This is a genomic window from Frigoribacterium sp. PhB116, assembly GCF_004364285.1.
GTDB lineage: Bacteria > Actinomycetota > Actinomycetes > Actinomycetales > Microbacteriaceae > Frigoribacterium.
Genome location: NZ_SOBE01000002.1, coordinates 304699 through 317953 on the forward strand (window position 1 = coordinate 304699; position 13255 = coordinate 317953).

Annotated in this window: 13 protein-coding genes; 7 read left to right on the forward strand and 6 right to left on the reverse strand. The window is 73.8% G+C overall.

Annotation, left to right across the window (positions count from 1 at the left end; all coding sequences use genetic code 11):
- Positions 1–207: 207 nt before the first annotated feature.
- Positions 208–441 (forward strand): glucose PTS transporter subunit EIIB, encoded by a 234-nt coding sequence (locus tag EDF20_RS07835; RefSeq protein ID WP_123547783.1) that lies wholly within the window; start codon positions 208–210, stop codon positions 439–441.
- Positions 438–899: a PTS glucose transporter subunit IIA gene (locus EDF20_RS07840; protein ID WP_133738290.1), complete on the forward strand. Its 462-nt coding sequence runs from the start codon at positions 438–440 to the stop codon at positions 897–899. Before EDF20_RS07835 ends, EDF20_RS07840 begins: the two co-directional genes overlap by 4 nt.
- 59 nt (positions 900–958) lie before the next feature.
- On the opposite strand, the gene EDF20_RS07845 is transcribed toward EDF20_RS07840, so the two are convergent.
- Positions 959–1711 (reverse strand): GntR family transcriptional regulator, encoded by a 753-nt coding sequence (locus tag EDF20_RS07845; RefSeq protein WP_133738291.1) that lies wholly within the window; start codon positions 1709–1711, stop codon positions 959–961.
- Positions 1712–1930: 219 nt separating this feature from the next.
- Between EDF20_RS07845 and EDF20_RS07850 the strand changes: the two genes are divergently transcribed.
- A complete protein-coding gene (locus tag EDF20_RS07850; RefSeq protein ID WP_166644780.1) occupies positions 1931–3049 on the forward strand; it encodes a M23 family metallopeptidase in 1119 nt (372 codons plus the stop codon).
- Positions 3050–3202: 153 nt separating this feature from the next.
- Here the strand turns inward: EDF20_RS07850 and nagA are convergent, their stop codons facing one another.
- The 4 genes from nagA to EDF20_RS07870 are packed head-to-tail and all read right to left on the reverse strand — an operon-like array spanning position 3203 to position 6172.
- Positions 3203–4414, reverse strand: coding sequence for an N-acetylglucosamine-6-phosphate deacetylase (gene nagA, locus EDF20_RS07855; protein ID WP_133738293.1), 1212 nt, complete (start codon positions 4412–4414; stop codon positions 3203–3205).
- Entirely contained in the window at positions 4411–4797 is a 387-nt protein-coding gene (locus tag EDF20_RS07860) for a YrdB family protein (RefSeq protein WP_123547788.1), read from the reverse strand. The genes nagA and EDF20_RS07860 overlap by 4 nt, the downstream gene beginning before the upstream one ends.
- Positions 4798–4840: 43 nt before the next feature.
- The gene (gene purU / locus EDF20_RS07865; protein WP_133738294.1) at positions 4841–5734 is read right to left on the reverse strand and encodes a formyltetrahydrofolate deformylase; all 894 of its coding nucleotides are present in this window, start codon (positions 5732–5734) and stop codon (positions 4841–4843) included.
- A 30-nt stretch (positions 5735–5764) separates the two neighbouring features.
- Positions 5765–6172, reverse strand: coding sequence for a DUF1304 domain-containing protein (locus EDF20_RS07870; RefSeq protein WP_133738295.1), 408 nt, complete (start codon positions 6170–6172; stop codon positions 5765–5767).
- 247 nt (positions 6173–6419) lie between these two features.
- Between EDF20_RS07870 and EDF20_RS07875 the strand changes: the two genes are divergently transcribed.
- Positions 6420–7559, forward strand: a complete 1140-nt coding sequence (locus tag EDF20_RS07875) for a ribokinase (protein ID WP_133738296.1) — start codon at positions 6420–6422, stop codon at positions 7557–7559.
- 220 nt (positions 7560–7779) lie between these two features.
- On the opposite strand, the gene EDF20_RS07880 is transcribed toward EDF20_RS07875, so the two are convergent.
- The gene (locus EDF20_RS07880; RefSeq protein ID WP_233569098.1) at positions 7780–9027 is read right to left on the reverse strand and encodes an AI-2E family transporter; all 1248 of its coding nucleotides are present in this window, start codon (positions 9025–9027) and stop codon (positions 7780–7782) included.
- Positions 9028–9266: 239 nt separating this feature from the next.
- Between EDF20_RS07880 and EDF20_RS07885 the strand changes: the two genes are divergently transcribed.
- From EDF20_RS07885 to EDF20_RS07895, 3 genes are all read left to right on the forward strand, one after another.
- Positions 9267–10352 carry a LacI family DNA-binding transcriptional regulator gene (locus tag EDF20_RS07885; protein WP_133738297.1) on the forward strand — a complete coding sequence of 362 codons (1086 nt, stop codon included), beginning with the start codon at positions 9267–9269 and terminating at the stop codon, positions 10350–10352.
- Positions 10353–10560: 208 nt separating this feature from the next.
- The gene (locus EDF20_RS07890; RefSeq protein ID WP_243833419.1) at positions 10561–11835 is read left to right on the forward strand and encodes a hypothetical protein; all 1275 of its coding nucleotides are present in this window, start codon (positions 10561–10563) and stop codon (positions 11833–11835) included.
- 86 nt (positions 11836–11921) lie between these two features.
- Complete coding sequence (locus EDF20_RS07895) at positions 11922–13211, forward strand: sugar ABC transporter substrate-binding protein (RefSeq protein ID WP_133738298.1); 1290 nt, start codon at positions 11922–11924, stop codon at positions 13209–13211.
- The last annotated feature ends 44 nt before the right edge of the window (positions 13212–13255 follow it).

The window sequence follows — 13255 nt, forward strand, 5'->3', positions numbered from 1 at the left end:
CCGACGGATCGTCGGGGCGGGCGAGGGCCCTGGCGCAGGAGGTGCGGGTCGGCCGGTCCTGTCCGGTCATGACCAGTGAGTGGTAGTTTCCTCAGACCCGCCGGTGGTGTCAACTAGGAGGCGCGCTCGGTCCTCGGACGCACCGCTCGGACGCAGCCCGTCCGGACCCGCCGCGGGCTCGAGCCCCACGACGAAGGAGAACAGCTCATGTCGAAAGCACAGGCCATGATCGACGGACTCGGCGGCGCCGAGAACATCGAGGAGATCGAGGGCTGCATCACGCGCCTCCGCACCGACGTGAAGGACGTCTCGCTCGTCGACGACGCCGCGCTCAAGGCCGCGGGCGCCACCGCGGTCGTCCACGCCGGCGGCAGCGTCCAGGTGATCGTCGGCACGATCGCCGACTCGCTCGCCGAGGACATCAACGACCTGCTGCCGTGACCGTCGCACTCAGCCCCGTCACGGGCCGGGTCGTCTCGCTCGCGGACGTGCCCGACGCGGTGTTCGCCGGCCAGCTCGTGGGAGCGGGCGTCGCGATCGAGCCGAGCGCGCCTCCTGCGGGCGGTCGCCTCGTCGACGTCGTCTCGCCGATCGACGGCGAGATCGTCAAGCTGCACCCGCACGCCTTCGCGGTCGTGCACGAGTCGGGCACCGGCCTGCTCGTGCACGTGGGCATCGACACGGTGAAGCTCGGCGGCGAGGGCTTCGAGCTCGCCGTCGCCGAGGGCGCGACCGTCACGGCGGGCGACGTCGTCGTCCGCTTCGACCCGGCGGTCGTCGCGGCCGCGGGCTGGTCGGCGGTCTGCCCGGTGATCGTGCTCGACAGCGCACCCGACAGCGTGCCCCAGGGGGCGGTCGGCAGCGACCTCGAGGCGCGGTCGCCGCTGTTCGAGTTCTGAGGCGGCGCTGACCGGAGGCCTGAGGGCTCGGGTGTCCTGACCAGGTCGCGCCTGAGGGCTCAGGCCTCCTGGGGCCCGTCGGCCGACGTCACCTGCATCGTGAGGCGGTACCGGTCGGACCGGTACCAGCTCTCGGACCGCTCGATCGGGTCGTCGCCCGAGAACGACACCCGCTCGAAGTGCAGCACGGGCGCGCCGTCGGGCGTCCCCAGCAGGGTCGCGATCTCGACGGGCGCCTCGCGGGCGGCGACCGTCTGGGTCGCCCGGGTCACCGGCTGGTCGTACTCGTCCGCCAGCAGGCGGTAGAGCGAGAGGCTGAGGTCGCGGTCGAGCAGCCCCGGCAGCCGGGCGGACGGGTACCAGGCGTCGTCGATGCTGACCGGCTCGCCGTCGGCGAGGCGCAGGCGCTTGACGTGCAGGGCCGGCTCGCCGGGGCCGAGCCCCAGGGCCGCCGCGGTCTCGGCCGCGGGGAGGCACTCGTCGCGCACGAGCACGACGGTGCTCGGGCGGTGGCCGAGCGACGTCATCTCGCTCGTGAACGAGTTGAGCCGCAGGGTCGACTGCACCGCGCGGTGCGCCACGAAGGTGCCCTTGCCGCGGACCCGCGTCAGCCACCCCTCGGCGACGAGCTGCCCGACGGCCTGCCGCACCGTGATGCGGCTGACCCCGTGGTCGACCATCAGCTGGCGCTCGCTCGGCACCGCGGCGCCGGCGGGCAGCTCGTCGGCCGCCAGGCGCTGCAGGATCGTGCGGAGCTGTTCGTGCTTCGGCACGGCCCCGTCGGTGATCCGCTGCCCCGTCGCCCGTGCCATGGCGTGCCCCCTCGGCTGTCGTCGTCGGGCCGGAGGCGGTGGTCCCGTCCGGTCATGACCTATCTGTGCGCCCCCAGACTACGCACCCCCGCACGGCCGGCGCTGGCCCACGACCGGGGCGCGGCCCTGGTGCGACGGGCGCCCCTGGCCTACACTCGACGGGACCCGTGGAGCGAGGAGGACCGTGATCGACAGCCCCGGCCCCTTCGTGACGGCCCCGTGAGCGCTCCGGACCGCGCCACGGTCGAGCCCGCCGCTCCGCTGACCCGGCGAGAGGCACTGGCACGGGAGCGCGCCGCGCTCGCCGGCTCGTCGGCCGACGTGGCTCCGTCCGACGCCGCCTCGTCGGCTCCGGCCACCGTCACACCTGCTGCCCCTGCGGCCGTCCCGTCTCCGGCAGCCGCATCCGCCGCTGCTCCGACCGCTGCGCCGGCCGCGGTCTCGGCCTCCCGCCGTGCCGTCGTGGCCGTGCGCCCTCGCCGGGTGCCTGCCTCGACCTCGCCGGCCCGCGCCTCCTCGTCGTCCCGGACGCCGTCGTCACCGCCCGTCGCCCGCGCGACCATGTCGAAGGCTGCCCGTCGGCTGCGCGCCGCCGCGGTGCCTGCCGTCGCGTTCCTCGCGAGCGGGCTGTTCTTCTCGTCCAACGTCACGCCGGCGACCGCGAGCGACCTCGGCGGGTCGGTCGTGCAGACCTCGGCCGCGGCCCCCGTCCCCGGCCAGACGCTCGCCGCCTCGCTCGTGGTGCTCACCGTCTCGGAGCGCGACGCGTTCGTCGTCAAGGACGCCCCGCCTCCGCCGCCCCCGCCCCCGGTCGTCGCGCCGACGCCCGAGAAGGGCACCTCGAACGCGAAGTCGACCCGCACCGGCGGGGTCGCGGCCGGCGGCGGCACGATCGTCAACTCGGGTACGGGCGACATCCGGTGGCCGTTCCCCGGCACCGTCGTGCTCAGCTCGGGCTTCGGGCCCCGTGCCGCGCCCTGCGCCGCCTGCTCGAGCATGCACATGGGCCTCGACATGACACCGGGAGGCGGCACTCCCATCGGCGCCGTCGCCGCGGGCACGGTCCGCACGTCGGGCCTTCACGCGCAGTTCGGCCAGTACGCGGTCATCGACCACGTGATCGACGGCCAGAAGGTCAGCACCCTGTACGCGCACATGATCGTCGGGTCGAGCCCGCTCGTCGTGGGGCAGCAGGTCGCCGTGGGCGAGCTCGTCGGGCTCGTCGGGCGCAGCGGCGTGGCCACGGGCGAGCACCTGCACTTCGAGGTGCTGATCGGCGGCTCGACCCAGGTCGACCCGCGTGCCTGGCTCGACGCCAACGCCGGCCGCACGCTCTAGGCGCAGCCCCGCGCCGCCCATCCCCGCGTCCAGGTCTCTCCTCATTCAGGAACTCGAGTCCTGAGTTCGCACTACGCAGGAGGCGCGGTCCTGGACCGTGCACAGTTCAGGAACTCAGACGCCTCGTCTCCTGAATTGCACGGACGCACTACGTCAGCGACCGTCCGTCAGCTCGCGGCCCCCGGCCCACACGCGGGACACGTGCCAGTCGTCCGTCCACACGACGGCGTCGGCGACGTAGCCCGGAGCGAGCAGGCCGATCCGGTCGTCCTCGCCGAGCGCCTTCGCCGGCACCGTCGTCAGGGCCTCCACGGCGCACGTCGGCGATTGCTCGGCGCCCGTCAGGGCGAGGCGCAGGGCGGCGTCCTGCGTCAGGGTCGAGCCGGCGATGGTGTCGGTGCCGGCGAGCACCGCGACGCCGTCGCTCACCGTCACGGCGAGCTCGCCGAGCAGGTAGTCGCCGTCGGCCGAGCCCGCGGCGGACATCGCGTCCGTGATCAGGGCGACACGGCCGGGGGCGGAGGCGAACACCATGCGGACGACCTCCGGGTGAACGTGGACGCCGTCGAGGATCAGCTCGATCGTGACGCGGTCGTCGCTGACGGCCGCGACGACGGGGCCGGGCTCGCGGTGGCCGATGCCCGCGATCGCGTTGAACGCGTGGGTCATCATGGTCGCGCCGCGGTCGAACGCGGCGACCGCGAGGTCGTGGTCGGCGTCGGTGTGCCCGACGGCGGCGACGGCCCCGGCGGCGACGATGCGCTCGACGGCGTCGAGCCCGCCCGGCAGCTCGGGAGCGAGCGTGACCTGCCGCACCACGCCGGGCACGGCCCCGAGCAGGGCGTCGACGTTCTCGGGCGAGGGCGCGGCGAGGTGCTGCTCGGCGTGCGCGCCCTTGCGGTGCGGTGCGAGGAACGGCCCCTCGAGGTGCGCGCCGAGGACGAGCGGGTCGCGACGCCGGAGCTCGGCGATGGTCTCGAGCGAGCCCCGGAGGCGGTCGAGCGGGTTCGCGACCAGGCTCACCAGCGAGCGGGTCGTCCCGTGCGCGCGGTGCAGGGCCAGGCCGCGCTCGATCTCGTCGGCGCCTCCGTCGTGGCTGGCGCCGCCTCCTCCGTGGGTGTGCAGGTCGACGAGGCCCGGGGTGAGGCGGGCGCCGTCGAGATCGACCACGACGTCGGCGACCGGCAGCGCGCCTCCTAGTCCGTCCCGGCCGTCGCGGTGCCGACCAGGGGCCTCGAGCGGGAAGGCCTGCTCGGCCGTGCTCCCGGTCGCGACGATGAGGTCGCCGTCGACGAGCATCCAGAAGCCCTCGGTCTCGCCCGTGGCGTCGACCGCCCGGGCGTTCGTGAAGAGGGTGGTGCTCATGCGCGGTCCTCCCGGCGGGCGGCGACGACGCCGGTGACGGCGGCGACCAGGGCGAAGGCGACCGCGACGACCGGGTGCCCGAGCTGGGCCCAGGCGATCGCGGCCGCGCCCATCACCGCGATCTCGACGAGGCTGCGGCCGACCCGGTCGGTCGGCACCACGGCCCGCGGCGAGCGGAACAGGGCCCAGACGACGACGGCGAAGCCGGGCGCCCCGAGCATGAACGCGAGGGCCGGCCACGGCCAGGCCCAGGCCAGGTAGCCCCACAGGGCCAGGGAGAACAGGGCGAAGAGCTCGACGGCGAAGCGGAGCAGGTCGAAGGGGGCGGGGCGGCGAGCCGCGGGCGGACGGTGGTCGGCTGTCGCGGCGTCGGTCGGGGTCACGGTGCCAGCGTACGACCGTGCGCCCGGTGCGCGGTGCGGCAGGTCAGCGGAAGACGATGGTGCGGGCGCCGTCGAGCAGCACCCGGTTCTCGGCGAACCAGCGGACGGCCTGGGTGAGCGTGCGGCTCTCCTCGTCCTGGCCGATCGCCATCAGCTCGGGGGCGCTGCGGGTGTGGTCGACCCGCACGACGTTCTGCTCGATGATCGGCCCCTCGTCGAGGTCGCTCGTCACGAAGTGCGCCGTCGCACCGATCAGCTTCACGCCGCGCGCGTGCGCCTGCCGGTAGGGGTTCGCGCCCTTGAAGCCGGGCAGGAACGAGTGGTGGATGTTGATCGCGCGCCCCTCGAGCGCCGCACAGAGCTCGGGGCTGAGGATCTGCATGTACCGGGCGAGCACGACCAGCTCGATGTCGTAGCGGTCGATGACCTGCAGCACGCGGGCCTCGAACGCGGCCTTGCTCTCGGCGTCCGAGACGGCGTGGTGCTCGAAGCGGGTGCCGTAGAACTCCGCGAGCTCGCCGAGATCGGGGTGGTTGGCCAGCACGAGGGGGATCTCGACGGGCAGCTGGCCGGCACGCTGGCGGAACAGCAGGTCGTTGAGGCAGTGCGCCGCCTTGCTCGCGAGCACGAGCGTGCGGGTCGGCCGACCGACGACGTCGAGTTCGTGCTGCATGCCGTAGCGCTCGACGACGGGGGCGAGCCGCGACTCGAACGCCGCGCGCTCGCCGGGCGCCTCGACCTGCAGCCGCATGAAGAAGGTGCCGGTGTCGTGGCTCGAGAACTGGGCGGACTCGGTGATGTTGCCGCCCGCCTCCACCACCGCTCCGCTGATCGCGTGGACGATGCCGGGGGCGTCGTCGCAGACGAGCGTGAGGGTCCAGTGGGTCGTCGGCGCGGCGGGGGCGGCAGCCGAGGAGGCGGTGGTCGGGTCGGTCACCAGCCCAGGGTAGTGCGCGGGTCGGCTCTGCTACGCGACCGCGGAGACGAGCAGCGCCGACAGCGTGACCAGCGGGAACAGCCCCTGGGTCGCGGCGGCGCGCGCCTTGCTGCGGTCGGTGACGACGAGCACGAGCGCGGCGGCGAGCATCGAGCCCGTGCCGGCGAGGAGGAGGGCGAGACCGGCAGGGGAGGCCTCGGAGGCGGGACCGACGCCTCCGGCGATCACCAGGGCCACGCCGACCGCCGTCACGATCGCGAGGAACAGGTTGTAGAAGCCCTGGTTCAGCGCGAGCGGCTTCGTGTGCTCGGCCTGGGCGTCGCTCGTGATGCCGAAGGTGGCGCGGACGCGCGGGGTCGTCCAGAGCACGGACTCCATCACGAAGATGTACACGTGCAGCAGGGCCGCGAGGGAGGCGGCGACGAGGGCGACGATCATGTGCCGACTCTAGGCCCGGGGGCGCGCTGGCCGGCAGGCGGTGCCTCGGCTCCGGGGCGGGGGTCACCCTGCCGCATCGGGTTTCGGGCATCACGTCCCGTCACGACGCGACGTGATGCTCGGAACTCAATGCGACACTGTCGGGGTCGGGTCTAACGTCGGGGGAGCGGTCTCGGGAGATCGGTCTGCCCGCCGCGGGACCGCCTCCAGGCCGCCACTCGAGCTCACGACGGAGGGACCTGGACCCATGCCCCGCTCTGCTGACGCGATCTGCGCTGACGAGGTCGGCGCCGAGGTGGTCGGTGCCGACGTGGTCGGTGCCGGCGCCGGGGTCGGCGGCTCCGACCCGGCCCGTGCCGGCGTGGTCGTCGTCGGGTCGATCAACGTCGACCAGGTCGTGACGGTCGACCGCCTCCCCCTCCCCGGCGAGACGCTGATCGGCACGTCGATGACGTTGCTGCCCGGCGGCAAGGGTGCGAACCAGGCCGTCGCCGCGGCCCGTCGGGGCGCGGCCACGACGATGATCGGCGCGGTCGGCGACGACGTGCACGCCTCAGCGGCGCTGCCGCTGCTCGTCGAGAGCGGCGTCGACGTCGAGCGGGTCGCCACGGCGGAGGGCCCCACCGGGCTCGCCGTGGTGAGCGTCGGCTCCGACTCCGAGAACACGATCGTCGTCGTGCCCGGCGCCAATGCGTCGGTCGACGAGGAGGCGGTCGACCGGCACGCCGAGGTCGTCTCCCGTGCCGCCGTGGTCGTGCTGCAGGGCGAGATCCCCGTCTCGGGGATCGAGCGCGCGGCACGGCTCGCGACGGGACGCCTGGTGCTCAACCTCGCGCCCGTCGTCGCGGTCTCGGCCGAGGTCGTCCGGCTCGGGGACCCGCTCGTGCTCAACGAGCACGAGGGGCGGCTGCTGCTCGAGCTCGTCGCGCCGGAGGCTGCCGAGCGCCTCGCGGGACGGGACGCGTCGCGTGACGCGACCGGCGCCTCCTCGGCTGCTGCCCCTTCGGACCCGTCGTCCCCGGACGCGTCTGATGTCTCGTCGGATGACGACGCGGCCGTCGTCGCCGAGTTGCGCGGCCTGGGCGTCGCCTCCGTCGTGCTCACGCGCGGTGCGGCCGGCGCCCTGGTCTCGGACGCCTCCGGCTCGTGGTCGGTGCCGTCCCCGCGGGTGCGGGCCGTCGACTCGTCCGGAGCCGGCGACGCGTTCGTCGGCGCGCTGAGCGCCGCGCTCGCGGGCGGCTCCTCGCTGCTCGAGGCCGCGCAGAAGGCGGTGCGCGTCGGCGCCTACTCGGTCACGACCGCGGGCACCCAGCCCTCGTACCCGGGGGCCGACGACGAGCTGCCGTCGACGGACGAGCAGGTCACGGCGATCCCGGGCCTCTCCTGAGCCGTGCTGCTGCGCGGTGCGGGCCGGGGCATCAGGCCGAAGCGAGAGTGGTCGGGTCCTGTCGGCCCGTGGTTGCTGGGCCGGAGGGCCTCGCCCCGCCGGATCACGCTCAAATTACGGGGCTTGGGCTTGGGGGCTGGGGCTGGGGCGGCTGGTGGCGACGGAGGCCGAACCAGACGAAGTGATGCCCGGAAGCGCGCAGGCCAACTGACGCGTCGCCTCAGGCGCCGGCGGGCGGCGCGCCGTCGACGGCGACCGGGCCCTCGCGGCGGGCCTTCCAGCGGCCCGACGCGACGTACTTGACCATGACGTTGACGGTCGCGGCGGTGGGCACGGCGAAGAGCGCTCCGGGGATGCCGGCCACGAGCGAGCCCGCCGCCACCGCGAAGACCACGGCGAGGGGGTGCACCTTCACCGCGCCTCCCATGACGAGGGGCTGCAGCACGTGCGCCTCGAGCAGGTGCACGAGCAGCACCCCGCCGAGCATGACGAGCGCCTGGACCGGCCCGGCGACGACGAGCGCGAGCACGACGGCGAGCGCACCCGTCACGATCGCTCCGAGCACGGGGATGAACGACGCGAGGAACACGAGGATCGCGATCGGCACCGCCAGCGGCAGCCCGAGGAAGAACGCGAACAGGCCGATCCCGATGCCGTTCGCCGCGGCGACCACGACCTGCACCTTCACGAACGAGGTGAGCGTCTGCCAGCCGGCCTGGCCCGCACCGTCGACGGCCGGCCGTGCCGCCCGCGGGAACAGCCGGACGACCCAGTGCCAGACGCCCCGACCGTCGATCAGCAGGAAGATCGTCGCGAAGAGCGTCAGCAGCCCGCCCGCGACGAGGTGCCCGGCCGCCGAGCCGATCGCCGCGACGCCGCTGAGGATCTGCTGGCTCGCGTCCTGCAGTGCCTGCCCCGCCTGGCCGACGTACTGGTCGAACTCGCCGTCGGTGAGCTTCAGCGGCGACGTCCGCAGGAACTGCCGCAGGCTGTCGTACGCCGCCATGCCCTTGTCGCTCAGGTCGCCCGCACCCGCACGCACCTGGGTCACGACGAGCACGAGCAGGCCGCCGACCACGACGACGAGCGCGAGCAGCGCCACCACGATCGCGAGCCAGTGCGGCACCCGCCGCCGCGTGAGGAGGCGCACGACGGGCTGCAGCAGCGCGCAGATCAGGATCGCGATCAGCAGCGGCACCACGATCTCCTCGAGGCGGGACACCAGCCAGCCCAGCACCGCGAGGCACGCCGCGACGACCAGCAGGCGCCAGCCCCAGGCGCCGGCCACGAGCATGCCCGGCGGGACCGCGCCGGGTGCGAGGGCGCGGCCGGGGGAGCCGGCCCGCACCTCCTCGGCCTCGCCCGCGACGGGGACACGAGGAGGCGCTCCGGGCTCGCCGAGGTCGGCCCCGGTCGTCGAGGTGGTCGGGTCGGTCGTCGCGCTGCGGCGGCGCCAGGGGAGGTCCATGGTCGGAGTCTCCGGTCAGTCGGCTATCAGTGGGCTGTGACTCCGCCGATCCGGGCGTGGACGTGCGCTGGACGGCCATCCGTCGGCGCGTGCACCTAGGCGTGCGCCGGGGCGCACGACTGCTCCTGCGTCGTCTCGGCGGCCGGGCACGGGGTGCTCGCGGGGGCTGCCGTAGCATCGACGGGTCCCCGGCCGCCGCCGAGGACCAGCCGACAGGCCGACCGACGAGGAGGCGCGACGTGACGGACAGGGTCACCATCGTCGAGGTCGCCGCCCGTGCCGGCGTCGCCATCAGCTCGGTCTCCAGTGCGCTCAACGACCGGCCCGGCGTCTCGGAGCAGACGCGCGCGCGGATCAAGCAGGCCGCCTCCGACCTCGGCTTCGTGCCCAGCGTCCGGGGCCGCTCGCTCAGCGCGAAGCGCGCCTTCACCGTCGGGCTGGTCGTGCACCGCGACCCGTTCGTGCTCGAGTCGGACCCGTTCTTCGGCAGTTTCATCGGCGGTCTCGAGTCGGTGCTCGACCCGCGCGGCTACGCGCTGATCCTGCAGATGGGCTCGGCCGCCGACGAGACCCTGGACCGCTACCGGCGCCTGGCGGCCGGCCGTCGGGTCGACGGGGTGTTCCTCAACGAGCTCGTCGTCGATGACCCGCGCGTCGCCCTCGTGCAGCAGCTCGGCTTGTCGGCGGTCGGCGTGAACCCGGCCCCGGGGTTCCCGCTGCCCGCGGTGCACCAGGACGTCTCGGCGGGGGTCCACGAGCTCGTCGCCCACCTCGTGTCGCTCGGGCACCGACGGTTCGCCCACGTCGCCGGGCCGTCTCGGTTCGTCCACGCGGTGCACCGGGTCGAGGCGTGGCGCGAGGCGCTCGTCGCGGCGGGATGCGACCCCGGCGTGCTCGTCGAGGCGGACTTCACGTACGAGGGGGGACGTCGGGCCGCGGCCGAGCTGCTCGGCGGCGCTGCTCGCGACGGAGGTGCCGGCGACGGCGCTGCCGGCCGCGGCGACCGTCCCACTGCCGTGTTCTGCGCCAACGACCTCGCCGCGATCGGCTTCATGGCGGAGGCGGACGCCCGCGGCGTGCGCGTTCCCGAGGACGTCAGCGTGGCCGGCTTCGACGGCATCGAGCTGGGCACGTACGTGCGGCCTGCGTTGACCACGCTGACGACGGCGCCGCGGCTGCTCGGCGCGGAGGCCGCCCGGCTCCTGCTCGCCGCCGTCGAGGGCCCCGACGCCGACGCCGACCTGAGTGCGCCCGCGGTGGCGCGCGCCGGCATCGAGCCGGCGCGCCTGCTGGTCCGCGCCTCCACCGGTCCCGCTCCGCGCTGACGCCGCGGCGAGTCTGCCTGCTCCTCGAACCGCGTTCCGAACCATGAACCGCGAAAGAACGCGGTTCATGGTTCGGAACGCGGTTGATGGCGAACCATGCGCGGGGAAGGGAGGCGGGGTTCCGCTTCGGAGGCGGGCGTGCTAGCTTCACCTCTACCGAAACGTTTCGGTAGATCGAGACAACCACCCGACGACGAAGTTGGTGCCCATGGACCCCGCGACGACCACCGCCGCCCGCGACCTCGCCCGAGCCGCCTCCGTGCCCACGGGCAGCACGGGCAGCGCCGACCGCGACGCGACCGGGGCGACCGCCCTCGCGGCGCACCTCGTCCCGCTGACGCGCGACCGCCTCCGGCAGGTGCTCGACGACGCGCTCGCGCACCGGAACGCGCTGACCAGCGCGCTCGCCCAGCTCACCTTCTCGGGCGAGGCGGCCTACGGCGCCGACCGTCCCGACTGGGCCGTCGGCCCCTTCGCCCTCGACCCCTCCCTCACCTTCACGCTCGACCACCAGTGGGACGACCCCGACGGCATCGGCTGGACCAGCTCGTCGCTCTACAACCCGACGATGATCGAGCACGACGGCGTCCTGCACCTCTTCTACCGCGCGTCGCCCGTCAAGGAGAGCCTCGGCAGCCGCATCGGCCACGCCACCCGCGACCTGACCGGCTCCGGCACGGGCACCGACGCCGACACCGACACCGACACCGACACCGGCTCCGGCACCGCCGCCTGGGTCGACGACCCGGCGAACCCGGTCGTCCGCCCGACCCGCGACCTCGAGCTGCTGGGCACCGAGGACCCCAAGATCTACCGGGCCGAGGGCCGCTTCTGGCTCTTCTACAACGGCATCTGGCCGATCACCGAGGAGGCGCGGGTCGCCTTCCCGAGCACCGGCTACCCCGTCGAGGCGGTCGGCTGCGACATGATGCTGGCCGTCAGCGACGACCTCGTCACCTGGGAGCGCCTCGGGCCGATCGCCGACCCCGAGCAGACGCGGCTGTGGGCGAAGGGCGCGGTGATCCCGCGCGACGAGCACGGCGACGCCGTCCGCGTCGGGGGCGAGTACCTGATGTTCGTCAGCGAGGGCTTCGACGGGGTGCTGCACGTGGGGCACTCGCACGACATGCGCACCTGGCGCTTCGAGCCGACCCCGTACCTCGACCTGTCGAGCGTCGGCGGGCATCTGCACGAGGTCGCCGCCGCGATCGTCACCGGCGACGGGCGGCTCGTGCTCGACGTGTTCCACGACGACGCCGAGGGCCGCTTCGCCGCGAGCCAGGCGCTCTACGACGTCGAGCGGCCGTTCGACCAGCTCGCGCTGACGCCCGGCGGCTCGCTCTGCTGGGGCGGCCTCGGCCGGGTCGACGGCCGCTGGACCTTCGCTCAGGGCTGGGACGCGCCTCCTGGTCGCCGCGACCTCTACGTCTACCGCGAGGCGGACGGCGGCGGCGTCGACGACCCCGTCGACCGCCCCTCCTGACCCGCACCCGCACCCGCACCCGCACGACACCCGCACCCGCACGACCCCTGCACCGCAGCGCACCACCCGAACCCAAGGAGAACACCGTGCAACGACGCACCGCACTCATCGGAGCCACCGTCCTGCTCGCCGGCCTCGGCCTGACCGCCTGCTCGGGCGGCGGGGGAGGAGGAGGCGGCGACGCCCTGACCGCGAAGGGCCCCATCACCATCTGGTACTCGAACAACGAGTCCGAGGTCGAGTGGGGCAAGGCCACGGTCGCGTCCTGGAACGCCGACCACCCCGACGAGCAGGTCAAGGGCCAGGAGATCCCGGCCGGCAAGTCGAGCGAAGAGGTCATCGGCGCCGCCATCACGGCCGGCAACGCCCCCTGCCTCGTCTACAACACGGCCCCGAGCGCGGTCGGCCAGTTCCAGAAGCAGGGCGGCCTCGTCGACCTGTCGAGCTTCGACGACGGCGCGGGGTACATCGAGGACCGCAGCGGCGACCTCGCCGAGCAGTACCAGGACGCCGACGGCAACTACTACCAGATGCCCTGGAAGTCGAACCCGGTGATGATCTTCTACAACAAGGACCTCTTCACCCAGGCCGGCCTCGACGCGGAGAACCCCGAGCTGTCGACCTACGACGACTTCCTCGCCACGAGCAAGACGCTCGTCGACGCGGGCGTCTCCGACTACGCGATCCACCCGGCCCCGACCAGCGAGTTCTTCCAGTCGCAGTTCGACTTCATGCCGCTCTACGCGGCCGAGACCGGCGGCACCGGCCTGATCGAGGACGGCAAGGCCACCTTCGCCGACGGCGCGGGCGAGGACGTCGCCGGCTTCTGGCGCGACCTGTACGACCAGGGCCTGGCCGGCCAGGAGCAGTACACGGGCGACAGCTTCGCCGACGGCGAGGCCGCGATGTCGATCGTCGGCCCGTGGGCGGTCAACGTCTACGAGGACGTGAACTGGGGCGCCGTGCCGGTGCCCACCAAGGACGGCACCGACGCCGACGAGACCTACACGTTCAGCGACGCCAAGAACGTCGGCATGTACACGGCGTGCGAGAACCAGGGCACCGCGTGGGAGTTCCTGAAGTACTCGACCAGTGAGGACTCCGACCGCGCCCTGCTCGAGACCACGGGCCAGATGCCGATCCGCACCGACCTGGCCTCGACCTACTCCGACTACTTCGACGCCAACCCGTCGTACGCACTGTTCGGCGACCAGGCGGCCCGCACGATCGAGGTGCCGGCCGGCCCGAACACCGTGGCCGAGCTGCAGGCGTTCCGCGACGCGTGGTCGAAGAGCGTGATCTTCGGCGAGGGCGACGTCGGATCGTCGCTCAAGGACGCGGCCGACAAGGTCGACGAGCTCGCGGCCCAGGGCTGAGACCCGTGTCCTCCCTCCGTGCCGGGGCGACCGCCCCGGTCACC